The 23,148-nt window shown below is 71.5% G+C and carries 24 protein-coding genes, 1 tRNA gene and 1 riboswitch; of the genes, 9 read left to right on the forward strand and 16 right to left on the reverse strand.

Annotation, left to right across the window (positions count from 1 at the left end):
* Positions 1-21: 21 nt before the first annotated feature.
* On the reverse strand, positions 22-654 hold the full coding sequence (locus V6U82_RS22905; protein ID WP_334464361.1) for a septal ring lytic transglycosylase RlpA family protein: 633 nt from the start codon (positions 652-654) through the stop codon (positions 22-24).
* A 160-nt stretch (positions 655-814) separates the two neighbouring features.
* On the opposite strand from V6U82_RS22905, the gene V6U82_RS22910 reads away from it, so the two are divergent.
* Together V6U82_RS22910 and V6U82_RS22915 are read left to right on the forward strand one after the other, a co-directional pair.
* On the forward strand, positions 815-1,363 hold the full coding sequence (locus tag V6U82_RS22910; RefSeq protein ID WP_334464363.1) for a phosphoribosyltransferase: 549 nt from the start codon (positions 815-817) through the stop codon (positions 1,361-1,363).
* Between the two features lie 53 nt (positions 1,364-1,416).
* Complete coding sequence (locus V6U82_RS22915; RefSeq protein WP_334464365.1) at positions 1,417-1,830, forward strand: ASCH domain-containing protein; 414 nt, start codon at positions 1,417-1,419, stop codon at positions 1,828-1,830.
* On the opposite strand, the gene V6U82_RS22920 is transcribed toward V6U82_RS22915, so the two are convergent.
* The 4 genes from V6U82_RS22920 to V6U82_RS22935 form a co-directional block, all read right to left on the reverse strand.
* Positions 1,827-2,738, reverse strand: coding sequence for an LLM class flavin-dependent oxidoreductase (locus tag V6U82_RS22920; RefSeq protein ID WP_128137468.1), 912 nt, complete (start codon positions 2,736-2,738; stop codon positions 1,827-1,829). The two genes, V6U82_RS22915 and V6U82_RS22920, sit on opposite strands and share 4 nt — an antisense overlap.
* 21 nt (positions 2,739-2,759) lie before the next feature.
* On the reverse strand, positions 2,760-3,812 hold the full coding sequence (locus tag V6U82_RS22925; protein ID WP_334464368.1) for a MerR family transcriptional regulator: 1,053 nt from the start codon (positions 3,810-3,812) through the stop codon (positions 2,760-2,762).
* Positions 3,813-3,889: 77 nt separating this feature from the next.
* Positions 3,890-4,456, reverse strand: a complete 567-nt coding sequence (locus V6U82_RS22930; RefSeq protein WP_334464370.1) for an NUDIX hydrolase — start codon at positions 4,454-4,456, stop codon at positions 3,890-3,892.
* Positions 4,457-4,485: 29 nt separating this feature from the next.
* Complete coding sequence (locus tag V6U82_RS22935; protein ID WP_334464372.1) at positions 4,486-5,379, reverse strand: LysR family transcriptional regulator; 894 nt, start codon at positions 5,377-5,379, stop codon at positions 4,486-4,488.
* Between the two features lie 88 nt (positions 5,380-5,467).
* On the opposite strand from V6U82_RS22935, the gene V6U82_RS22940 reads away from it, so the two are divergent.
* Together V6U82_RS22940 and V6U82_RS22945 are read left to right on the forward strand one after the other, a co-directional pair.
* The gene (locus tag V6U82_RS22940) at positions 5,468-5,863 is read left to right on the forward strand and encodes a VOC family protein (protein WP_334464374.1); all 396 of its coding nucleotides are present in this window, start codon (positions 5,468-5,470) and stop codon (positions 5,861-5,863) included.
* 9 nt (positions 5,864-5,872) lie between these two features.
* Positions 5,873-6,394, forward strand: a complete 522-nt coding sequence (locus tag V6U82_RS22945; RefSeq protein WP_334464376.1) for a GNAT family N-acetyltransferase — start codon at positions 5,873-5,875, stop codon at positions 6,392-6,394.
* On the opposite strand, the gene V6U82_RS22950 is transcribed toward V6U82_RS22945, so the two are convergent.
* A complete protein-coding gene (locus V6U82_RS22950) occupies positions 6,373-6,984 on the reverse strand; it encodes a dihydrofolate reductase family protein (protein WP_334464378.1) in 612 nt (203 codons plus the stop codon). The two genes, V6U82_RS22945 and V6U82_RS22950, sit on opposite strands and share 22 nt — an antisense overlap.
* 154 nt (positions 6,985-7,138) lie before the next feature.
* On the opposite strand from V6U82_RS22950, the gene V6U82_RS22955 reads away from it, so the two are divergent.
* Complete coding sequence (locus V6U82_RS22955; protein WP_334464379.1) at positions 7,139-7,876, forward strand: hypothetical protein; 738 nt, start codon at positions 7,139-7,141, stop codon at positions 7,874-7,876.
* 21 nt (positions 7,877-7,897) lie between these two features.
* On the opposite strand, the gene V6U82_RS22960 is transcribed toward V6U82_RS22955, so the two are convergent.
* The 3 genes from V6U82_RS22960 to V6U82_RS22970 form a co-directional block, all read right to left on the reverse strand.
* Positions 7,898-8,860, reverse strand: coding sequence for an alpha/beta hydrolase (locus V6U82_RS22960; protein WP_334464381.1), 963 nt, complete (start codon positions 8,858-8,860; stop codon positions 7,898-7,900).
* A 99-nt stretch (positions 8,861-8,959) separates the two neighbouring features.
* On the reverse strand, positions 8,960-9,718 hold the full coding sequence (locus V6U82_RS22965) for a helix-turn-helix domain-containing protein (protein WP_334464383.1): 759 nt from the start codon (positions 9,716-9,718) through the stop codon (positions 8,960-8,962).
* 229 nt (positions 9,719-9,947) lie between these two features.
* A tRNA-Gly gene (locus tag V6U82_RS22970) sits at positions 9,948-10,021 on the reverse strand.
* A gap of 179 nt (positions 10,022-10,200) precedes the next feature.
* On the opposite strand from V6U82_RS22970, the gene V6U82_RS22975 reads away from it, so the two are divergent.
* Positions 10,201-11,193, forward strand: coding sequence for a zinc metalloprotease (locus V6U82_RS22975; RefSeq protein ID WP_013283326.1), 993 nt, complete (start codon positions 10,201-10,203; stop codon positions 11,191-11,193).
* 69 nt (positions 11,194-11,262) lie between these two features.
* Here V6U82_RS22975 and V6U82_RS22980 read toward each other — a convergent pair whose 3' ends face one another.
* Positions 11,263-11,808, reverse strand: coding sequence for a pyridoxamine 5'-phosphate oxidase family protein (locus V6U82_RS22980; RefSeq protein WP_334464389.1), 546 nt, complete (start codon positions 11,806-11,808; stop codon positions 11,263-11,265).
* Positions 11,809-11,886: 78 nt separating this feature from the next.
* Between V6U82_RS22980 and dcd the strand changes: the two genes are divergently transcribed.
* Entirely contained in the window at positions 11,887-12,465 is a 579-nt protein-coding gene (dcd, locus tag V6U82_RS22985) for a dCTP deaminase (protein WP_013283324.1), read from the forward strand.
* Between the two features lie 64 nt (positions 12,466-12,529).
* Here the strand turns inward: dcd and V6U82_RS22990 are convergent, their stop codons facing one another.
* The gene (locus tag V6U82_RS22990) at positions 12,530-13,561 is read right to left on the reverse strand and encodes a C40 family peptidase (RefSeq protein WP_334464391.1); all 1,032 of its coding nucleotides are present in this window, start codon (positions 13,559-13,561) and stop codon (positions 12,530-12,532) included.
* Positions 13,562-13,574: 13 nt separating this feature from the next.
* Positions 13,575-13,709: riboswitch (cyclic di-AMP (ydaO/yuaA leader) on the reverse strand.
* Positions 13,710-13,947: 238 nt separating this feature from the next.
* Between V6U82_RS22990 and V6U82_RS22995 the strand changes: the two genes are divergently transcribed.
* On the forward strand, positions 13,948-15,981 hold the full coding sequence (locus V6U82_RS22995) for an N-acetylmuramoyl-L-alanine amidase (RefSeq protein ID WP_334464392.1): 2,034 nt from the start codon (positions 13,948-13,950) through the stop codon (positions 15,979-15,981).
* 73 nt (positions 15,982-16,054) lie between these two features.
* On the opposite strand, the gene V6U82_RS23000 is transcribed toward V6U82_RS22995, so the two are convergent.
* The 3 genes from V6U82_RS23000 to V6U82_RS23010 form a co-directional block, all read right to left on the reverse strand.
* On the reverse strand, positions 16,055-17,065 hold the full coding sequence (locus V6U82_RS23000) for a C40 family peptidase (protein WP_334464394.1): 1,011 nt from the start codon (positions 17,063-17,065) through the stop codon (positions 16,055-16,057).
* Between the two features lie 170 nt (positions 17,066-17,235).
* Positions 17,236-18,240, reverse strand: a complete 1,005-nt coding sequence (locus V6U82_RS23005; protein WP_128137973.1) for a hemolysin family protein — start codon at positions 18,238-18,240, stop codon at positions 17,236-17,238.
* On the reverse strand, positions 18,233-19,540 hold the full coding sequence (locus tag V6U82_RS23010; RefSeq protein ID WP_334464396.1) for a hemolysin family protein: 1,308 nt from the start codon (positions 19,538-19,540) through the stop codon (positions 18,233-18,235). Before V6U82_RS23010 ends, V6U82_RS23005 begins: the two co-directional genes overlap by 8 nt.
* A gap of 82 nt (positions 19,541-19,622) precedes the next feature.
* Between V6U82_RS23010 and V6U82_RS23015 the strand changes: the two genes are divergently transcribed.
* On the forward strand, positions 19,623-20,297 hold the full coding sequence (locus tag V6U82_RS23015; protein ID WP_334464398.1) for a GOLPH3/VPS74 family protein: 675 nt from the start codon (positions 19,623-19,625) through the stop codon (positions 20,295-20,297).
* Between the two features lie 21 nt (positions 20,298-20,318).
* On the opposite strand, the gene V6U82_RS23020 is transcribed toward V6U82_RS23015, so the two are convergent.
* Entirely contained in the window at positions 20,319-22,562 is a 2,244-nt protein-coding gene (locus V6U82_RS23020; protein ID WP_334464400.1) for a (Fe-S)-binding protein, read from the reverse strand.
* Between the two features lie 179 nt (positions 22,563-22,741).
* Entirely contained in the window at positions 22,742-23,005 is a 264-nt protein-coding gene (locus V6U82_RS23025; RefSeq protein WP_013283316.1) for a cell division protein CrgA, read from the reverse strand.
* Positions 23,006-23,148 lie beyond the last annotated feature (143 nt).

A 23,148-nucleotide genomic window follows, 5' to 3' on the forward strand; every position in this document is an offset into this window, starting at 1 on the left:
AAGTTCTGCCCGACTGGCCGGTCAGCCGAGCACCTCGTACCGGACGTCCACGTGGCCGAGGCTCGTGGCGGCGATGGTCGCGAACGCGGCGCGGGACAGGTCCAGGCACCGGCCCTCGATGAACGGGCCACGGTCGTTGATCCGCACCACCACGGACTTGCCGTTGTCCGGGTTGGTGACCCGGACCTTCGTGTTGAACGGCAGCGTCTTGTGCGCCGCGGTGAGCGCGTTCGGGTTGAACGTCTCGCCGTTCGCCGTCATCTGGCCCTCGGCGTAGAAGGACGCGCCGCAGGAGCCGCTGTCCACGACCTTCGGGCTGCTCGTCTTCTTCGCCGTCGGGGACGGGGAGGCGGTCCGCGCCTTGCTCCGGGAGGCCGCCTGGGTGCGGCTCGCCTTCGGGCTCGCTGTGGCCTTCGGCGACGGGCTGAGGCTCGCGCTCGGCGAGGCCGACGCGCTCGGCGAGGGGGCGGCCGACGTGGGGGCGGGCGTGCTGGGCAGCGTCTCGACCGCGACCGGTGCGGCGGGCGGCTCGGCGGAGGTGAGCCGCACGGCGCCGACGGTACCGCCGACCGCGAGCGCCACACCGACCGCCGCGGTCGCGGCGATGGCGGCGGGCGAGGAGAACTTGCGGGTACGAAGGTGCCTAGCAGCCACCGGCCCGGTCCTTTCGTCAACTGAACAAACCGGCCCGGACCGTAACGAGAGAAGCACTTCCGAAGTCAACGTGATCATGGTGCTATGCCCGCATTTACCCTGGTACGTGTAGCCGATCACGCCACCGTCGATCGGCCGAACGGCCCACCGATCCGCCAGGATGGAAACCGTGCTGAGTCGTCGCCTGGTCGAACTGTTCCGGTGGATCGACCCCGGTCCGGGCAGCACCCACCTGGTCAGCGACATCTCCGGCTGGTGGCGCGACCCCGAGGTGCTGGCCCAGGTCGGCCCGGCACTGGCCGGGCTGTTCCCCGAGGACCGCCCGACCGTCGTGATCGCCCCCGAGGTGACCGGGCTGCTGCTCGGCCCGCTCGTCGCGGTCGCCGCCGGAGCCGGTTTCCTGCCCGCGTACAAGGACGGCGGCGAGCGGCGCCGGGTCGGACCGACGCGCTGGGCGCAGACACCCCCGGACTACCGGGGACGGCGGCTGCGGGTCGGCGTGGACGGCCGGCGGCTGAACCCCGGCGACCGGGTGCTGCTGATCGACGACTGGGTCGACACCGGCGCGCAACTGGACGCGCTGGGCCGGGTCGTCCGGGACGCCGGGGCCGGCCTGATCGGTGCCGCCGCGCTCGTCGCGACCTGCCCGCCCGCGGTCGCCGAGCGGCTGAGGCTGCGCGCCCTGGTCACCGGCGACGAGTTGCCGTGAGACGCCGGCAAACCGGATGAGCGACGGCGGTACGGTGCCGTAGCGTCGACAGCATGTGGCCCCGCATCGGTGGATTGCGCGCACTCGCCCTCGGCACGCCCGGCGAGCTGCGCACCCGGCTCAACACCCTCGTGCTCTCCGGCGTGAAGACCGCCACCGCCGGGCTGGTCCAGGAGTACGACGACGAGAACGAGGAACTGGAGTACGTCGGCGAGCGGCTGGTCCTGGTCGACGACAACGACGCGTTCGTCGGCGTCGTGGAGGTCACCGGCGTCGACGTGGTGCGCTTCGCCGACGTGCCCTGGGACTTCGCCCGCGCCGAGGGCGAGGGCGACCGGTCGATCGAGGAGTGGCGCGAGGGCCACGGCGCCTACTGGGACCGGCAGGGCACCCCGGTCACCGACGACACCCGGATCGTCTGCCTCCGGTTCCGGCTGGTCTCCACCGAGGGCAGCATCGGCACCTAGCCGGCCCGGCGCAGCTCCGGCAGCAGCGCCGCCGCCTCCACCAGCACCGCCTCGTCACCGGCGTACCAGCTGCTGGCCCGGGGCCAGTGCGTCACCACGTCGGTGAAGCCCAGCCGGGCCGCCCGGGCCACCTGCTCGGCGAGGAAGTCGGCGCTGGTGAGCGAGAACACCGGCGCGGAGTCGAGCGACAGGTAGCGGTCGAGCGTCGCCGGGTCACGGCCGGCCTGCTCCAGCGTTCGGGTCATCCGGTCCGACAGCTCCGCCACCGTGCCCCACCACGCCTCGATGTCGTCGCCGCCGAGCCCGGTGGTGACCCAGCCCTGCCCGAACCGGGCGACCAGCCGCATCGAGCGGGGACCGTTCGCGGCCATCACGAACGGCACCCGGGGCTGCTGGACGCAACCCGGGTTGTTACGCGCGTCCACGGCGGTGAACCACTCCCCGCGCCAGGTCGTGCCGTCCTCCCGCAGAATCAGGTCGAGCAGCTCGGTGAACTCGGCGAACCGGTCCACGCGCTGCCGGGGCGGCAGCGTCTCGCCGCCGAGCACCGCCGAGTCGAAGCCGATGCCGCCCGCACCCAGGCCGAGCAGCACCCGGCCGTCCGACACGTCGTCGAGCGCGGTCACCTGCCTGGCGAACGCCGCCGGGTGCCGGAAGTTCGGCGACGCCACGAGCGTCCCGAGCTTCACCCGGGACGTCACGCCGGCCGCCGCGGTCAGCGTCGTCCACGAGTCGAACCACGGCCCGTCGACCAGGTCACGCCAGCCCAGGTGGTCGTAGGTCCAGGCGTGGTCGAAGCCCCACTCGTCCACCTGGGCCCACCGCCGACGCGCTTCCCACCAACGCTGGTCGGGCAGGATCACGATGCCGATTCGCATGATCGCCAGGGTACGACCCGGGCCGGACATCCCGGCCCGGGTCGCGGGGGATCACGCCGCCAGGTCGGCCACCACGCAGGCGATGTTGTCCGGCGCGCCGGCCGCGTACGCCTGCTCGACCAGGCGCTCGACGGCGCTCTCCGGGTCGTCCGCCTCCGCCAGCGCGGCGTGCAGCGCGCCCGGCTCCACCACGGCGGAGAGGCCGTCGGAGCAGAGCAGATAGCGGTCGCCGGGCAGCGCGGTCCGCAGCGCCAGATCCGCCTCCACCTCCGCACCCGCGCCGAGCGCCCGGGCCAGCAGCGCCCGCTGCGGATGTGCCCCGGCCTCGGCCGGCGTGAGCCGCCCCTGGTCGACGAGCGTCTGCACGTACGTGTGGTCCTGGGTGAGGCGGGACAGCTCGCCGCCGCGAAGCAGGTACGCCCGGCTGTCCCCGACGTGCACCAGCGCGAGCCGGGTGCCGCGTCGGACGAGCGCGGTGAGCGTGGTGGCGGGCTGGTCGGCGTCGGTGGCGTGCGCGCGTACCGCCTGGTCGGCCCGGGTCACCGCGTCGGCCAGCGCGGCGAGCAGATCGGCCTGCGGCGCGTCCGCCTGCTCCAACGGCCGCAGCGCGCCCACCGCCTCCGCACTGGCGGTGGACCCGGCCGGGCCGCGTACGCCGTCGGCGACCGCGAGCAGCGTGGCGCTCGCGTACGCGGTGTCCTCGTTGGAGTCGCGGACCGTGCCGGTCTCGCAGCGCGCCGCGTACCGGAAGGTGGTCTCGGACATGGTGGTGCCCCTCTCGCTGAGCCTGTCGACGAGGAGCGCGACGGCCCGGCCGCGTGCCGCGGTGTCCGCGCTGACCCGCCGCCACCAGGCGTCGAGCGCCTCGGCGGCGGCAGCGGGCGGCAGCCCGCAGACGGTACGGATCTCGGCCAGCGGCATCCCGGCCCGGCGCAGCCCGGCGATCAGCCGTGCCCGGTCCGCCTGCTCCGGCGCGTAGTAGCGGTAACCCGAGTGCGGGTCCACAGCGGCCGGGGGCAGCAGCCCGCAGTCGTCGTAGATGCGCAACGCCTTGGCGCTCAGGCCGGTCGCGCGGGCGAACGCGCCGATGGTCAGCAGTCGCACCGTGTCCTCCCTCGCGCTCCTCGTGCCGGTCACCGCGACCGGCACGGACCACGCTGGGCCTTGCCGCAGGGGACGGGTCAAGGCGTCGCTGCCGCCAGTTTGGTCAGCATCCGGCCCAGATGCGGCTCGATCGTGCCGGCCGGCGCCCCGGCCACCTCGGCGGGCGTCCACCAGCGGATGCCCGCGAACTCCACCGGATCGGGCGTCAACCGCTGGCCGCGGTGAGCGGACAGCACGTACCAGAGGCTGACGTCGGTGTGCCGCTGCTCCGGCGGGCCGACCGTCTCGGTGACGGTGAGGAACGCCGGACGATCGCCGAACGGCGGCGCGAAGACCGCCGCCACGCCCAGTTCCTCCCGCAGTTCGCGGCGCACCGTGTCGGCCGGGTGCTCGCCGGGCTCGACGTGACCGCCGCTGGGCAGCCACATGCCCGCGAGACGGTGGTCGACCAGCAGCACCGCGCCGTCGGCCGGGTCGCGGAGCAGGAAGTACGCGACCAGGTGCGGCGACGGCGTACGCGGCTTGGCCCGGCGGAAGATGTCCTCCGTGCCGGCCAGCCAGGCGAGCGCCGCCTCCCGGTGCCGTGCCTCCTGCTCGTCGCCCGGTGGCAGTTCCTCGACCAGTGCCCGGATCTCGTCCCGCATCCCGCCGATGCTGCCACCCGGGTACGACGTCAGTCCGGCGGGAGCGGGTTGGCGTCAGCAGCCGCGCGGACGAACTCGCGTACCCGGGACGTGGTGTTCCCGGCCGGCCACACCGGACCGCGACAGATCGGCGGCGCGTCGTGGATCGGCACGTAGGCCAGGTCCGGGCGGGCGTAGAAACGGCGGGTCTGCTCGCCCACCGGCAGCACCCCGCGCCCCAGCGCCACGAGCGCCAGCATCTCGGAGAAGCTGCCGCCCACCGGGCCCCTCGGCACCGGGCGGCCGGACGGGGTGCGATCAGGCGTGCGGTCCTGCTTGAACGCGGTCGAGGTCACCGCCGGGTACCGCACCACCGGATGGTCGCCGAGCACCTCCAGCGACACCGACTCCTCGGCCGCGAGCGGATGGCCCGCGGCCACCGCGAGCACCCGGCGCTCGCGCATCAGCACCGGGCCGTTCGCCATGCCGTCGAAGGGGTACGAGGCGATCAGCACGTCGATGGTGCCGTCCAGCAGGCTGGACCGGGTGCTGGCCAGTGGTGCCTCGTGCACGTGCACCTCGCAGTCCGGGTGGCGCTCGGTGAACAGGGCGACCGCCCGCAGCAGCACCGGGGCAGTCGACTCACCGACGTACGCCACCCGCAGCTCGCCGGTGAGCCCGCGCCCGGCGTCGACGGCCCGCTGCACCGCCTCCTCGATGCCGGCCACCAGCGGGCGCATCTCCCCGGCCAGGCGGGCGCCGATCGGGGTGAGCCGGACGACCCGGCTGGTGCGCTCGAACAGCGGCGCGCCGATGCGGCGTTCCAGCTTGCGCACCACGTGGCTGACCCGGCCGGTGCTCACCCGCAGCCGCTCGGCGGTCCGCCCGAAGTGCAGTTCCTCGGCCAGGGTCAGGAACGTCTCGATCTCGTACCGCTCCAGCACCGGAGCACCTCCGTCGTTGCCTGCGGGTCAACGATCGTAGTCCGGATCGGGCTTGGTCCCGGTGGCGTGCCGGACCAGGGTTGACGGCATGCACAACGATCTCGTGACGGTGACCGGTTTCGACCACCTCGTGCTCGCGGTGAGCGACGTCGAACGCTCGCTCGGCTTCTACTGCGGCACACTCGGCCTGGCCCCGGTGCGGGTCGACAGGTGGCGGGCCGGCGAGGTGCCCTTCCCGTCCGTACGCGTCGACGCCGGCACCATCATCGACCTGGTCAAGGGCGAACCGACCGGGTCCGACGTGGACCACTTCTGCCTGGTGGTCGAGCCGGTCGACTGGCAGCGGGTGGTCGACTCCGGCGTGTTCACCGTGCTGACCGGCCCGGTCCCGCGCTTCGGGGCGCGCGGCACCGGCACCTCGATCTACGTCAGTGACCCGGACGGCAACACAATCGAGCTGCGCTGCTATCCGGCCGACGCCTAGCCTGGTCCGATGCCGGAGCTGGAACGACTCGCCGCCCACCACGCGCCCGCCGTGCTGCGGTTCGAGCGGGAGAACCGGACGTACTTCGCCCGGTACGTCCCCGACCGGGGCGACGACTTCTTCACCGGGTACGCCGCCCGGCACGCGGCCCTGCTGGACGAGCAGGAACGCGGCACCTGCCACTTCCACGTGCTGGTCGGTGACCACGGCGCCGTGCTCGGGCGGTTCAACCTGGTCGACGTCGCAGACGGCAGCGCCGAGCTGGGCTACCGGGTCGCCGAGCGCGCCGCCGGGCGCGGGCTCGCCCAAGAAGGCGTACGGCGCGTCTGCGAACTGGCCCGCACCGAGTACGGCCTGCGCCGGCTGGTCGCCTCGGCGGCGCCGGCGAACCCGGCCTCACTGGCGGTGCTCCGCCGTGCGGGCTTCGTGCTCGACGGCTCGGTGTCCGACTGCGAGGTGGATCTGGACGGGCAGCCCGGCCTGCGGCACGTGCTCGACCTCCGCGCGCCCTACGCGGCCGCGTCCCCGTAGGCGGGCGCACCGGCCGGCTCGTACGTCAATTGCAGCGTGCCGTGGGCGTGGGTGACCGACTCGGTGAGCCGCAGCGCGCTCGGCACCGTTCCCTCGCCGAACAGCCGCTTGCCGGTGCCGAGCACCACCGGGTACAGCCACAGGTTGAGCCGGTCGACCAGGCCGAGGCGCAGCAGCGACTGCACCAGGTCCAGGCTGCCGATCACGTGGACCTCGTCGTGGCGGCCCTTCATCTCGGTGACCCGCTCGGCGAGGTCACCGGACACCAGCGACGAGTTCTCCCAGGTCAGCGGCTCGGCGAGCGTACGGCTGGCCACGTACTTCGGCACGCCGTTGAGCAGGCCGGTGAAGGGGATGTCCGCGGGCGCCTTCGGCCAGTAGCCGGCGAAGATGTCGTACGTCTTGCGGCCCAGCAGCAGCGCGTCCATGCTGCTCGCCTGCTGGAACATCACCGCGCCCGACTTGTCGTCGAGCAGCGGCATCTGCCATCCGCCGTGGCTGAAGCCGCCCTCGCGGTCCTCGTCGGGCTCGCCGGGGGCCTGTGCCACCCCGTCGAGGGTCAGGAACTCGGTCACGATCAACTTGCCCATGGGTCTGCTCCTCCGGTCTCCGCTCGTCCCCCTCAGACCCGTCAACGACCCGCAACTCATCGTCGACTCCGAGGAACCAGCCACCTGAGACTGCCCGTAAGATCATTCTCTTCGGCAGGCGTACGCCTCCGGAGTCCTCGAAGGCGGATTCGCCATGATCCCCGATCGGACCGAGATGGGCGGCCTCCTGGACGAGGCGCTGGCGGGTGTGGCCGCCACGTTCCAGGGCATGACCGCGCACCGGCAGGAGTCCAACTGCGAGTGCCACTGGGGCAGCGCGGAGGAACTGGCACTGCTGAAGACGCCGGACGTGCCACTCGACGAAGACCTGCTCCGTCGCACGTACTGGACCACGGACTGGCGCTATCCCGGCCTGCTGCTACGCCGGATCCTGCCCCAACTGACCAGGAGCCTCGTGGCCGGCCGAGTGATGCCCATGGCCGGGATGGAGAGTCTCGGGTACTTGTTCACCAGCGCCCGCTGGCAGGAATGGCCCAAAGGGCAGCGCGACGCCCTGCGGCGGTTCCTGGACGCATGGTGGCTGCACGTCCTGGTCGAGCCCGATGCGAAGGTGCCCGCCCACGAGGCCCTGGAACTCATCGCCGAGATCACCGGCAGGCTCACCCCCTGGTTGGCTGTCTGGACGGAGTCGCTGGCCGATGCGGTGGCCCGGCGACGGCTGGTCACGGCCGTGGAGGAGTGGATGGACGACCTGCTGGTCGACAGGCTCCCCTGGTCGAGTTGGCACAACGAGGACACGTGGGGCGCCGCGCTGTCGCTGTGGGTGATCCGACATGCGCCGGCTCCACTGCGGGAGCACGAAGTGTCGAGCGACGTGCTCGATCACATCGGCCTGCTTGGCCTGCCCTACGCCGATCGGTGGGACGCATAGCTCTCGCGACGGCGACACGGCTCAGCTTCGTGGCACCGGATGGAGGTGGCTGCGCAGGAAGGCGACTATCTCGCGGCGCGCCGGCCGGGCGGCCGGCACCAGACCGGGAGTGCTCAGGAAGGTGTGGGTGGCCCTCGGGTAGCAGGTCAGGCGAGCGTCGGTGCCGTCCTCGCGCAGTCGTTCGAGGTAGCGGCTTCCCTGATCGGCCAGCGGGTCCAGTGCGGCTGTGACGACCAGTGTCGGTGGCAGTCCGGCGAGGTTGTCGAACTTGACGGGTGACACACTGCGCGGGTCGAGGGTGGGTGGCACGCTCACCTTGCGGGCCGCGCGTAGCCGGGACACCGACAGAGTGGGGTTGTCGGCGTTCTCCGTGACGGAGGGGTACTCGGTCATGCTCGCCGTCCAGTCCGTGCCCGGGTAGATCAGCACCTGTGCACGCAGCGGTGGGCCGTCCTTGCGGGCACGCAAGGCGGCGAGTCCGGCGATCGTGCCGCCGGCGCTCTCGCCCATGACCGCGACGGCTGCGGGATCGATGCCCCACTGCGCGGCGTCGTCGACGAGCCGGACGACGGTGTCGTAGCCGTCGTCGATCGGCTGGGGCAGCGGGTGCTCCGGGGCGAGGCGGTACTCCACCGAGACGACCACCGCCGGGCACCGGGCCGCGAGGCGGCTGTTGAGCCAGTCGTTCTGCGCAGCGGTACCCGCGAAGAAACCTCCGCCGTGGAACGAGACGACCAGCGGCAGCTTCCGGCCGGTGTCCTTCGGTCGGTGTACCCGCAGCGTCAGGCGCCGACCTGGCAGATCGATGGAGGTCGCCTCGATGCGCGCGCGGCGGTCCGGGAAGCCGGTGATGATCCGTGCGGCACGAGACGACGCCACGCGGTTGGCCTTCTCGCGCGCGGCGATCATCTCCTCGCCGGTCAGAGCCTCCCAGTCCAGGGTGTCCCTCAGAATCCGGGTGCCCAGTGGGGCTTTGCCTCTCATGGTGTCCTCCGGAACGCAGACGCTGTCGACTCACTGTCACAGCCGGTGCGTGCCGGTGGATTGAACGAATGTCAGGACGGACTTCCCACGGCCTGGGCGTCAGGGCCGGACAGGCCAGGCGACATCGTCGACGGCGAGGAACGGTGCGCTCGCCACGGTCGCGGGCGTCGCTCCGGTGAAGCTCATGACATCTCGGTGGAGGTGCGACTGGTCGGCGTAACCGCTGTCGGCGGCTGCCGCTGCGGCGCTGTGACCCGCGGCGAGGCGATGGGCCGCACGATCGAACCGGATGAGCTGGGCGGCGCGCTTGGGGGTGAGTCCGATCTGGGACCGGAATCGGGCCCACAGCCGCTTACGACTCCATCCGACCTCGGCCGCCAACCGCTCGACCCGCACCTGCCCCCCGCCGGCCACCATCCGCCTCCAGCAGTAGGCGACTTCCGCATCGACCGCGCGGCCCGCGTCGTGACGCCGGGCCAGCGCCACCTCGGCCATCGCGAACCGGTCGTCCCAGGATCGGGCGGCACGCAGCCGCTCCTGGATTCGCGCGGCGTCGCGCCCCCAGAGGTCGTCCAGGGCTGTCACGGTCCCGCTCAGCTCCGATGCGGCACCCAGGACCGCGTGCGCGATCACAGGCGACAGCCGCACCTGAAGGCACGCGAAGCTTCCGGCCTGTCCTCGTCCCTGGGCGCCGGGGCGTGGCGCGAGTCCGGCGGTGACGCAGCCTCGCTGTTGCCGTCCAGCACCGTCCTCGACGACGAGCGGCTGATCGCCGAGGTCGAAGATCACCATGAAGGCGGGGTGCGGCACGACCTCGACCTCGACCGGGGCATCAGCCCGATCGCTGAAACCCGCCATGGTGACCCCCGCCAACCGGCCGGGTCGTGCCGGGACCGTGATGTCCCAAGCAGGCGAACCGGAGCGCACCGGCTCGATAGGTCGCACAACACGATGGTACGGATGACCTCAACCGGGCCCGGATCGGAGCGTCCACTCATTGGCAGGTGATCACCGCAGGCGCTTCCGACACGTTCGGCAACGATTGAGGCCCCAGCCAGGAAACCTGTCCTGAGCTGGGGCCTCACGCTGGAGCGGGTGACGGGAATCGAACCCGCACTGTCAGCTTGGGAAGCTGATGTTCTGCCATTGAACTACACCCGCAGGCGGCATCACTCTACCTGAGGTCACCACGCCCGTGCACCCAGGTATCCCCGCGCACGAAGTTGCACCCCCGCAACATATGGGCGTTCTCAAATCCGTCGATGAGATGTAACGTCTGCCCCACGTTTCCGAACCGGCGTGACACACCCCCTGCCACGCCGTCAGAAAGAGGTGGGCCCATGGGACTCCGTCCCAACCTGCTGACCCGGCGTACCGCCGGTGTCGCGACGTCGACCCTCGCGCTGCTGCTCAGCACCGCCGCCGTCGGCGTCGTCCCCGCTGCTTCGGCCTTCTCGGCCGCCCCGGCCGGCGTCTGCGCCGAGCCGGCCGACGCCCACGCCGACGAACACGCGAACGCGCGCGTCGCGAAGGGCGGCAACGCCAAGCTCGACCCCAACCACCTGACCGCCAAGCAGGTCCGTGACCGTGAGGCCGACCTCGCCGCCGCGCAGCGCGAGCGGGCAAGCTTCCGGACCGGCGCCGTCGCCCCGCTGGCCACCGTGACCATCCCGGTCGTCGTGCACGTCATCCAGGAGAACAGCACCCGGGCCGGCGGCAACATCACCGACTCGATGATCAACCAGCAGATCACCGTGCTGAACCAGTCGTACGCGGGCTCGACCGGCGGCGCCGCCACCGCTTTCGGGTTCCAGCTCACGAAGATCAACCGGGTGACGAACCCGTCGTGGTACCCGATCGTGCAGGGCTCCTCCGCCGAGCGCTCGATGAAGACCTCGCTGCGTGAGGGCGGCAAGAACACGCTGAACATCTACCTCGGCGAGCTGAGCAACGGCCTGCTGGGCTGGGCGACGTTCCCGAAGCGGACGCTGGACAAGATGGACGGCGTGGTCGTGCTGAACGAGTCGCTGCCCGGCGGCACCGCGACCAACTACAACCAGGGTGACACCGGCACCCACGAGGTCGGCCACTGGCTGAACCTCTACCACACCTTCCAGGGCGGCTGCTCCGGCTCGGGCGACAGCGTCTCCGACACCCCGGCCGAGGCGTCCCCGGCGTACCAGTGCCCGACCGGCCGCGACACCTGCTCGACCGCCGGCAAGGACCCGATCACCAACTTCATGGACTACACGTACGACTCCTGCATGTACCAGTTCACCGCCGGCCAGGCGAGCCGCATGCTCACCGCGTGGAACGCCTACCGCGCAGCCTGACCGTCGTACCGCGTACCGGTGCCGGCCCTGTCCTCGGACGGGGCCGGCACCGTTTCGTCGTGGGCCGGATCAGGCGGCCGGGCGGCGGGTGTCGAAGCCGTGCCGGCCACGCCGCCCCTCGGCGGCGAGCGGGTCACGCCGGGCGGGTTCGGCCCCGCGCGGATCGAGCCAGACCCGCACCTGCGGCGGAGCGGCGCCGGGCTGCGCCACCGGGTCGCGCCGCGTCAGCATCGCCGCCTCGACGGTGAACTCGAACAGCCGCCAGTCGCCCTGCGGCGACGCGCGGGCGATCCGGGCCAGCCGGGCCACGGTGGCCGGGTCGGTCACCGGCCGTGCGCGGCCCGCGACATACGCCTCGTCGTCGCTCTCCTCCGGCGGGAACGAGTGCAGCGCGTAGCGGCCGTCGCGTTCGAGGTCGCGGCGCTTCGGCGAGTCGATGACGAAGCACCAGAGGCCGTCTGCGGTGAACACCGGCGACACGGGATGGACCCGGGGGCCGCCGTCGGCGCGGACCGTGGCGAGGTAGCCGAAGCCCGGCCCGTACTGCTGCATCAGGAGGCGGATCTCGTCGGCGAGGCGGGGCTCGTCGGCGGCGAATTCGGACCAGGAAGCCATGTGGACACTCTATCGAACACGTGTACGAAGATGTAGTGCGACACGCAGGTCACCGGCACCTGTCGCTATGGTGTTCCGATGCTGCTCTCCGACCGCGACCTGGTCTCCGAGATCAAGGCCGGCACGCTCGCGCTGGAGCCCTTCGAGCCCACGCTGGTGCAGCCGTCGAGCATCGACGTACGCCTGGACCGGCTGTTCCGGGTCTTCAACAACCACCTCTACACGCACATCGACCCGTCGATCCAGCAGGACGACCTGACCTCGATGGTGGAGGTGCCGGAGGGGCAGCCGTTCGTGCTGCACCCGGGCGAGTTCGTGCTCGCCTCCACCCTTGAGGTGATCTCGCTGGGTGACCAGCTCGCCGGCCGGCTGGAGGGCAAGTCGAGCCTCGGGCGGCTGGGGCTGCTGACCCACTCGACCGCCGGCTTCATCGACCCGGGTTTCTCCGGTCACGTCACGCTGGAGCTGTCGAACGTGGCGAACCTGCCGATCACGCTCTGGCCGGGCATGAAGATCGGCCAGCTCTGCATCTTCCGGCTCTCCTCGCCGGCCGAGCACCCGTACGGCTCGGCCGTCTACGGCTCGCGTTACCAGGGGCAGCGCGGTCCCACGCCGAGCCGGTCCTGGCAGAGCTGGCGCACCTGGCCGACCCGCTGACGGCGCCCACAGTTGTTAATAGGGGCCCCCTCCTCTACCGGAGGCGTTAAGAGGGGGCCCTTCCTTACACCCGGCCGTAGCTGTTGATGTCGCCGTCGTCGACCCGCTTCATGGTGATGGGCTTGCCGGACTGGGAGGCGTGCACCACCCAGCCGTCGCCCACGTACATCGCCACGTGGTGCAGGTCGCTGTAGTAGAAGACGAGGTCACCGGCGCGCAGCTCGGCCCGGCTGATCCGCTGCGTCACGCCGTGCTGCTGGCGCGCGCTGTGCGGCAGCGAGACGCCGCCCTTGGCCCAGGCCGCCATGGTGAGGCCCGAGCAGTCGAAGTGGTCCGGTCCGGCCGCGCCCCAGACGTAGATCTTGCCGATCTGGGCACAGGCGAACTTGACCGCCGCACCGGCCGGGCCGCCGGGGTAGCCGGCCGGGCACGGCGCCGGGCGCAGCGGGCCGCCGCCACCCTTGCCGTACACCTTGAGCCGCAGCTTCTCCAGCTTGGCGATCTCGGCGTCGATCTGCTTCTTCTTCGCCGCGAGCTGGGCCTCGGTACGCGCCAGACCGGCGATCATCTCGTCCAGCGGCTTCTTCTTCGCCGCCAGCTCGTCGCGCAGGGCGGCGACGGAGCGCACCTGCTCGTGCTGGCGGTGCGCGAAGCGGTCGAGCAGTTCCAGGCCGTTCACCAGGTCACCGGGTGAACGGCTGCCCAGCAGCGCGTTCACGGTGGAGAGGTTGTCGCCCTTGTAGGCGTCGGCGGCGAGCCCGCCGACCTGGCCGAGCGCGGCGTCCACCCGGGCCTGGAGGGGTGCGATCTGCCGGCCGAGCGCGTCGGCCTGTTTGCGCCGCGCGGCGAGCTGCCCGCGTACGGCGTTGACCTGTTCGATGACCGGTTCGAGCTTGTTCCAGTCGCGGTCGATCTGGGCCTCGATCTCGGCGACCGAGGGTTCGGCGTGTGCCGCCGTGGCGCCGCCGGTCAGGACGACTGCGGTGCCGACGAGGGCGGCGAGGGCGGTGGTGAAGCGGGACCAGCGGGTACGCGGCACAGCCGTGGACCGGTCGACCGACCGGTTCGACGACGGCCGCGGGGCATGGAGTGCCACCGGGCGTCCGTACTCCTTCTTCCGTACCGCCTACCGGGTTAGCTGACGGATTCGGGCGGGAAGGGAGCCGCCCTACCGCATCGCTGCGGATTCACCCCAGGTACCTGGTTCCCCGGCTCGCCCGCAGGCGACTCGGCGGTGTCGGACCGTCACCGACCGGGTTGGACGGTGAGACGTGCGGCCGACGATTCACCAGAGTAGGGACCACCGTTATCGATCCGCAACTTCCAGCGCCGTGACACTCCGTACGCGGTGTGGGGCCACACCCCGCGCGGAGGTGAAATTTTCTTTCAAGGCTGATTACCCACTGGAAAGGTATTGACCCCTGCGGGTGTGCGGAGTGAGGGTGGAAACGCAGTGACCCCCATCCCTGTCCAGGAGGTTCGATGCACCTCTCCGCCCCGCCGTCGGGCAGACGGATACTGCTCGCCGCCGCCGTGGCCGCAGCCACCGCGCTGGCGACGACCGGCCCGGTGACCGCCGCGCCGGACACGACCGCGCCCACGAGCGACCGGCAACAACAGTACGCCGCCGCCGCGGCCGAGTACGGCGTGCCGCAGAACGTGCTGCTCGGCGTCTCCTATCTGGAGTCCCGCTGGGACACCCACACCGGGCAGCCCAGCACCAGCGGCGGCTACGGCCCGATGCACCTGACCGACGCCGCGCACATCCTCGCCACGCCGGGCAGCGCCCACGTCGACGAGGACGAGGACCCGCGCGGCGACGACGCCCGCCCGCTCAAGCTCGATCCGGCCACGGCCGCCGCGCCGGAGCGGGAGACCCCGCTGCCGCCGGCCTCGCTCCAGACGCTCGACGCCGCCGCCGCGCTGACCGGGCTCGACGCGGGCACGCTGCGGACCGACCCGGCCGCGAACATCCGCGGTGGCGCGGCGCTGCTGGCGTCGTACCAGAAGGCTCTGGGTGGGCCGGTCGGCGCCGGCACCGACCCGGCGGCCTGGTACGCCGCGGTGGCCAAGTACTCCGGCGCGGACACCTCCGACGCGGCGGCGGCCTTCGCCGACGAGGTCTACGACCAGCTCGGCCAGGGCGCCAGCCGGACCACCGACGACGGGCAGCGGGTCACGCTCGCCGCCACCGCCTCGAAGCCGGACCGTTCCCGCCTGGCCCGCCTCGGCCTGCGCAACGCCGAGCGGCCGGACGGGCTGGAGTGCCCGGTACGGCTGGCCTGCGAGTGGATTCCCGCGCCGTACGAGCAGCTCAGCGACGACCCGGGCGACTACGGCAACCACGACCTGGGCGACCGGCCGAAGCAGCAGAAGATCGAGTACATCGTCATCCACGACACCGAGGGCTACTTCGGCCCGAGCGTCGACCTGGTGAAGCGGGCCGACTACCTGGGCTGGCACTACACGTTGCGCTCGGTGGACGGCTACATCGCCCAGCACATCAAGGCCAAGGACGTCGGCTGGCACGCCGGCAACTGGTACGTCAACGCCAAGTCCATCGGCCTGGAGCACGAGGGCTTCGCCGGTCAGGGCACCTGGTACACCGAGGCGATGTACCGCACGTCGGCCAAGCTGGTCCGCCACCTGGCGCTCAAGTTCGGCATCCCGATGGACCGGCAGCACATCATCGGCCACGACAACGTGCCCGGCACCACCGCCGCAACGGTGCGCGGGATGCACTGGGATCCGGGCCCGTACTGGGACTGGTCGCACTACTTCGACCTGATGAAGGCGCCGTTCCGCAGCACCGGCACGCCCCGTACCGGCCTGGTCACCATCGACCCGGACTTCGCCACCAACCGGCCGGCGTTCTTCGGCTGCAACCAGCAGCCGCCGGGCGTCCCGACGCCCACCCCGCCGGCGCAGCCGTGCCCGTCGCGCGGCTCCTCGTCGGTGATCCTGCGGACCGCGCCCAGCCCGGACGCCCCGCTCGTCAACGACCTCGGGCTGCGCCCGGACGGCACGCCGGACACGATGTACATCTCCGACCACGGCGCCCGCGCCTCCGCCGGTCAGACGTACGCACTCGCCGGCCGCCAGGGTGACTGGACGGCGATCTGGTACCTCGGCCAGAAGGCGTGGTTCCACAACCCGGCCTCCGCGCCGACCGCCAAGTGGGCCACCGGCTTCGTGGTGACGCCGCGGCCCGGCAAGGCCACCATCCCGGTGTACGGGCGGGCCTACCCGGAGCAGGCCGCCTACCCGGACACCATCCCGTACCAGACCATCTCGCCGCTGCAGTACACGTTCGCCGCCGGCCAGCGGTACGCGGTCGGCGGGGTGCTGCCCGGCGAGTACTACCGGGCGGTGTCGTTCGACGGTTCGGCCCCGGGTGACCGGACCGTGGTCCGCGGCAAGAACCGCTACGTGCAGGTCCAGTTCGGTCACCGGATCATGTTCGTGAACCTGGACGACGTGCTGGTCCTGCCGTCCCCGGTCGGCACGCCACGCTGACCCGGCACCGCACACGGGAAGGCCCCCGGTCCGCGTGGACCGGGGGCCTTCTCGCTGCCAGGGGTGTTGCGGGTCAGGCGACCCGGACGAAGCCGGCGAGCGGCTGGGTGCTGATGCTCGACACCTGGACCGGTTTGCCGGTACGTGGCGCGTGCACCATCACCCCGTTGCCGAGATAGAGCCCGACGTGGTGCAGGTCGGAGCCGAAGAACACCAGGTCACCGGGGCGGGCCTCGGAACGGGAGACCCTGCGGCCCTCGTTCCACTGGGCGCCGGTGAAGTGGGTCAGCGAGATGCCCGCCGCCTTGTACGCGTACTGGGTGAGGCCGGAGCAGTCGAACGAGTTCGGGCCGGTGGCGCCCCACACGTACGGGTCACCGACCTGGGCGCACGCCGTCTTGATGGCGGTCCGTGCGGCGCTGCTGACCACACCGTCGATCTTGGGGCAGCCCGCCGGGCGGATCGAGGTCACCGGGAGCATGGCGGTCAGCCGCTTGATCTCCGAGTCGATCTGCTTCTTCTTCGCCGCGAGGTCGTTCTGCTGCTTGATCTCCAGCGCGATCAGCGCGTCGAGCTTCTCCTTCTGCTTGTTGTACTCGTCGCGCACCTTGAGCACACCGGCGATCTGGCGGCGCTGGTCGTCGGCGATCCGGTCCAGCATGACCAGCTGCTCGGCCAGCGTGCCCGGCTTGGTGTTCACCAGCAGCGCGCCCAGCTCCTGCGACGGGCCCTGGATGTAGTAGCGGGCCGCGATGTCGCCGACCTTGTTCATGGCGAGCGTGGAGGCCAGCTCCAGCGGCACCATCTTGTCCTTCAGCGCCTTGGACTTCTTCTGGTTGGTGCGAAGCTGCGAGCGGACCTTGTTGAACTGCTCGATGGTGGGTTCGAGCTGCTGCCACTGCTTGTCGATCTGCGCGTCGATCTCGTCCACCGACGGCGCCGCGTGCGCCGGGGCCGTCAGCATTCCGGCGCCGACCGCGGCGGCCGCGACCAGGGTGACCAGACCGTGTACCACCCGTCGGAACCCGGCCCGCCGGCCGGGTGGAGCGCTCGGGGCGTGACGTTGAGGGGGCGTGGTTGCCACCGGCACGGACTCCTTTGCAACCGACCGCCGGGCGCCTCGCGAGAGGGAAGGTCGAGGCAGACGACCCACAGCGGTCGGTGCCCCACATTAGGGAAGGCGTCCGATGGAATCAAGGCGACCGTTTGTTCAATCACGTATCCGCAATCGGTTGCACACCAAGGGTATTCAATTCATCTCCCGACGATGGCTGTCAATACGTCGTCGAGCGTCACCACACCCATCGGCCGACGCCCGTCGCTGACCAGCACCATGTGGCGGCGTTCGCGGCGCATCGCGAGCAGCAGATCGGCGAGCGTACGGTCCGGCGGCACCACCGCCAGCGGCCGGTAGATCTCGGCCGGCACCGGTGCCCGGCGGCTCGCTCCGGCGTACCCGAGCACGTCCTTGACGTGCACGAATCCGAGCACCCGGCGGGTGGACCGCTGCACCACCGGGAAGCGGGACCGGCCGGTACGCGTGGCCAGCACCTCCAGCGACGCCGGTGAGACGTCCTCGGCCACCGTGGTCACCGTCGACCAGGGTTGCAGCGCGTCCGCCGCGGTACGGCTGTGCAGGGCCAGCGCGCCGGTGATCCGGGCGTGCTCCTCGGCGTCCAGCAACCCCTCGGTACGCGCCTGGGAGACCAGCCCGGCCAGTTCCTCGGCCGTGAACACCGTCTTCACCGCGTCGGTCGCCTCCACCCGCCACCACCGCAGCACCTGCCGGGACGCCCATTTCATCGCCAGCAGCAGCGGCTTGGTGGCCAGGCAGAACGCCAGCATGGCCGGGCCGAGCCAGAGCGCCGACGGTTCCGGGCCGGCCAGCGTGATGTTCTTCGGCACCATCTCGCCGACCACCGTGTGCAGGAACACCACCACCGCCAGCGCGATGACGAACGACACCGGGTGCACGGCCGGGGCGGGCAGCCCCAGCGCGGCGAACGGCGACTCCAGCAGGTGCGCCAGCGCCGGCTCGGCGATCGCGCCGAGGCCGAGCGAGCAGACCGTGATGCCGAGCTGCGCCCCGGCGATCATCAGCGGGATCTGGTTCATCGCCGCCAGCGCCAGCCGGGCCCGCTTCGACGTCGCCGCCAGCGGTTCGATCACCGTACGGCGGGAGGCGATCAGCGCGAACTCGCTGCCCACGAAGAACGCGTTGCCGAGCAGCAACACCACTGCCACGAGTAGTTCAGGCACCGTCGTCGGGCTCCTCGGGGCGCACCACCCGCACCTGCTCGATCCGGTGCCGGTCGACCTCCACCACCGTGAACTCGTACCCGGCCTCGTCGACCGTCTCGCCCGGCACCGGGATGTGGCCGAGCCGCGCCATGAGGAACCCGCCGAGCGTCTCGTACGGCCCGTCGGGCAGCCGGAACCCGGTCTGCTCGACGAGCTCGTCGGCGCGCAGCACACCGTCGGTCAGGACGGTCCGCTCGCCGCCGGGCACTGTGAGCTCCACCGGACCGAAGCCGTCCACCGCGTCCGGGTCGAACTCGTCGGCGATCTCCCCGACCAGCTCCTCGACGAGATCCTCCACTGTCACCACACCGTCGGTGCCGCCGTACTCGTCCACCACGATCGCCAGGTCCGCCCCGGCGGCCTTGAGCGCGGCCAGCACTCCGTTCAGGTTCAGGCTCTCCGGCACGTACACCGGTTCCCGGGCGACAGCGGCGACGGTGGTGGCGGCCCGGCCGGCCAGCGGCACACCCAGCGCGTCGGGCACCCCGGCGACGCCGGTGACCAGGTCGAGCGTCTCCTCGTAGACCGGGAAGCGGGTGCGGCCGGTCCGCCGGGACGCCTCCAGCAACTCGGCCACCGTCGTGGTGGCGCGCAACGCGGTCACGTCCACCCGGGGCGTCATCGCCTCGGCGGCCCGCTTGTCGCCGAAGCGGATGGTGCGGCGCAGCAGCATCGCGGTGTCCGGCGGCAGCGCGCCGGCCCGGGCCGAGATGGCGGCGAGCAGGCCCAGTTCCTCCGGGGAGCGGGCGCTCGCCAGTTCCTCCTGCGGCTCCACGCCGAGGCGGCGCACCAGCCGGTTCGCGGACTCGTTCAGCAGCCGGATCAGCCAGCCGAAGGTGCGGGAGAAGGCCCGCATCGGCGCGGCCGTGGCGAGGGCGGCCGGCATCGGGCGGGCCAGCGCGAGGTTCTTCGGCACCAGCTCGCCGAACAGCATCGAGATGAGCGTGGCCAGGGCCAGCGCGAGCAGGCCGGAGAAGCGTTCCGCGCCGCCGAGCGGGTGCAGCAGCGGCGTGAAGATCCGGGCCAGCGCGGGCTCGGCCAGGTAGCCGGTGAGCAACGCGGTGAGCGTGATGCCGAGCTGCGCGCCGGAGAGCTGGAAGGACAGCTCGCGCAGCGCGCGGCGTACCGTGGCGGCCCGGCCGTCCCCCTCGTCGGCCCGCCTGTCGATCTCCGCCCGGTCGACGGTGACCAGAGCGAACTCGGCCGCGACGAAGAACGCGTTGCCGGCGGTCAGCAGCACGAAACCGACCAGGGGCAACAGCGTCAGAAGCAGAAGGCCGTCGATGCGCGTGATTGTGGCACGCGCGCGCCGACGGCGGACCCCCCGTAGCGTGGTGCGCATGGACGGTCTGCTGCTCACCGACGAACTGGTCCTGCTCGCGTACGACGACGACGGCGCCAACCGGCTCGGTCGCCCGCACCTCGACTACGGCCTCGCCGGGGCGGTGCTGCTGGAACTGGCGCTCGCCGGGCGGGTGGAGGTGACGGACAAGCGGCTCGTGGTGACCGACCCCGCCCCCACCGGCGTACCGCTGCTCGACGAGGCGCTGGCGACTGTCGGATCCGGCCGCCCGCGCAAGCCGAAGGACTGGATCGGCAAACTCGCCAAGGGACTGCCGGACCGGGTGCTCGGCGGGCTCGTCGACGCGGGGGTGCTGCGCCGGGAGTCCGACCGTGTGCTGCTGGTCTTCCCGCGTACACGCTATCCCTCGCCGACCGGCGCGGAGCCGGCGGTGGAGACCGCGGCCCGGGAGCGGATGGCGGCCGCGCTCACCGGCGACGGCCCGGTCGAGGCCCGGACCGCCGCGCTGCTCACGCTGACCCGCGCGGTCGGCCTGGACCGCAAGATCTTCCGCGAGCTGCCGAAGGAGCGGGTCAGGGCGCGGATCGACGAGATCGCCGCCGGTGACTGGGCGTCGGCCGCCGCCAAGAAGGCGATCGAGGAGATGCAGGCCGCGCTGCTGGTCGCGACCACGGCCGGGACCGCGGCCATCATGACCACCACGACCAGCTGAACGCGACGGCGGGTGTACGCCTCAGCTTGCGGTCGGCGCGACCTCCGGCTCACCGGCCGGGGCCTCCGGCTTGACCGAGCGCAGCAGCACGCTGGCCACGTCGACCACCTCGACGTCCTCGCCCGCGCCCTTGCCGTTCACGCCGTCGTTCAGCATCGTCGAGCAGAACGGGCAGCCGACCGCGATGGTCTTCGCCCCGGTGGACATGGCCTCCTCGACCCGGTCCACGTTGATCCGCTTGCCGATCTTCTCCTCCATCCACATCCGGGCGCCGCCGGCACCGCAGCAGAAGGAGCGCTCGCTGTTGCGCGGCATCTCGACGAGGCCGCTGTCGCGGCCTGCACCGGAATCCGAGGCTGCGCCACCGCGGCCGTCTCCGATGGCACTGCCGAGCACCTCGCGCGGCGCAGCGAAGATCCGGTTGTGGCGGCCCAGGTAGCACGGGTCGTGGTAGGTCACGCCGCCGTCGACCGGCTGCACCGGGGTGAGCTTTCCGGCGCTGACCAGGTGGGCCAGCAGCTGGGTGTGGTGCACCACCTCGAACTCGCCGCCGAGCTGGCCGTACTCGTTGCCCAGGGTGTTGAAGCAGTGCGGGCAGGTGGCGACGATCTTCCGCTTGCTCTTCTCCCGGCCCTCGAACGCCTCGTTCAGCGTCTCGACGTTCTGCTGGGCCAGCATCTGGAAGACGAACTCGTTGCCGATACGGCGGGCCGGGTCACCGGAGCAGGTCTCGCCCTCGCCCAGGATGGCGAACTTGACGCCCGCCTCGTTGAGCAGCGTGGCGACCGCGCGGGTGGTCTTCTTGGCCCGGTCCTCGAACGCGCCGGCGCAGCCGACCCAGAACAGGTACTCGAAGTCGTCGACCTCGCCGACGCGCGGCACCTCGAACCCGAGGCCCTTGGTCCAGTCCTCGCGGGTGTTCTGCGGGGCTCCCCACGGGTTGCCCTTGTTCTCCAGGTTGCGGAGCATGACGCCGGCCTCGGACGGGAAGCTCGACTCGATCAGCACCTGGTAGCGGCGCATGTCGACGATGTGGTCCACGTGCTCGATGTCCACCGGGCACTGCTCGACACAGGCGCCGCAGGTGGTGCAGGACCAGAGCACGTCCGGGTCGATGACGCCGCCTTCCTCGGCGGTGCCGATCAGCGGCCGGTCCGCCTCGGCCAGGGCCAGCACGTCCATGTGGGCGAGCTGCGCCTCGGTGGCCTTCTCCTCGCCGGTCAGGTCCTTGCCGCCACCGGCCAGCAGGTAGGGCGCCTTGGCGTACGCGTGGTCGCGCAGGCTCAGCACCAGCAGCTTCGGCGACAGCGGCTTTCCGGTGTTCCAGGCGGGGCACTGCGACTGGCAGCGACCGCACTCGGTGCAGGTGCTGAAGTCGAGCAGGCCCTTCCAGGTGAACTGCTCGACCTGGGCGACACCGAACTGGTCCTTCTCCGGGTCGGCCTCCTCGAAGTCCAGCGGCTTGCCCTCGCTGGTCATCGGGCGCAGCGGGCCCAGGCCGGAACCGGCCGGCTTCTCCGGGTCGCGCTTGAAGAAGATGTTCGGGAAGGCCAGGAAGCGGTGCCAGGCCACGCCCATGGTGACGTTCAGCGAGATCACGATGAGCCAGGTCATCGAAATGGCGATCTTGATGAGCGCGGCGACGCTCACGCCCGCCTCCCAGTTCGGGAGGACCGAGCCGACCGCGTGGCTGAGCGGGGCGGCCCAGACCGGGTACTCGAAGTGGTCGGTGGCGACCTTGAAGCCCCGGATCACGAACCCGAAGATCAGGACCAGCAGGACGACCCACTCGACGAAGTAGCCCTGCCACATGGTCGAGCCGGTGAACCGGGAGCGGTTCTCCGCGCGGCCGGGCCGGTTGCGCAGCCGGATCGCCATCAGCACCAGGATGCCGACCAGGCCGAGGATGCCGATCCACTCGGTGACCAGACCGAAGACCGTCCAGTGCCCGATGATCGGCAGCCCGCCGCCGGTCGAGACCACCTCGAAGTAGGCCTCCAGCACCAGCAGCGACAGCACGATGAAGCCGACCATCACGAACCAGTGGGCGGCGCCGACCACGCTCCACTTCAACATGCGGGTGTGACCGGCGGTCTCCACCAACATCTTCTTCGTACGCGCGCCCTTGTCGCCGAACCGCTCCGGCGCGGGCTGGCCGAGCCGGATGACGGCGGTCATCTTCATGACCGCGCGCACCGCAAGCCACACCGCCACGGCGGTGATGGCGGCCGCGAGGATCGTGGTGACGATCTGGACGCTGCCCATCGAGTTGGCCTCCCGGTCTGCTGCTTGTCCGTGCAGCCTACGCGCAAGGTTACCCAGCAGTAACGTGAGTCTTCTCGCACCAGGCCACGCCGCCCTGCGCACACCTTAGGTGGAGCGGCACCGAAGCGCCGGGCAGGGGCGGCGTGGCGTGACCTACGCCGGGGTGGGGCAGCGCCGGATCAGCGCCAGCGGGAGAGCAGGATCAGCGACGAGACCATCGCGCCGAAGCCGACGGCGAGGTTCCAGTAACCCCAGCTGGCGACCGGGTACGCCTGCTCGGACAGGTAGTAGAGCACCAGCCAGCCGATGCCAGCCACGATGAGCGTGACCGCCGTGACCGGCAGCCAGATGGGGCTAGGCTTGCGCGTCGACGCCGTCGCCGTCGGACGCACGTCCGTCGGCGGGGTGTACACCTTCTTCTTGCGGACCTGAGACTTGGGCACGACGCTCTCCAGAGGGGGGTACGACCTCGTCCGGCCTGACAACCGGGCGCGAGGGCGACGGTCCATGGCCAATAATGTTCGACAGCTAGCGTAGTCCCGACGGACCGTCCAGGCCACGAATGGGGCCAGGCCGGTGCACTCAG

This window comes from Micromonospora sp. CPCC 205554 (assembly GCF_036902745.1).
Taxonomy (GTDB): Bacteria; Actinomycetota; Actinomycetes; order Mycobacteriales; family Micromonosporaceae; genus Micromonospora; species Micromonospora tulbaghiae.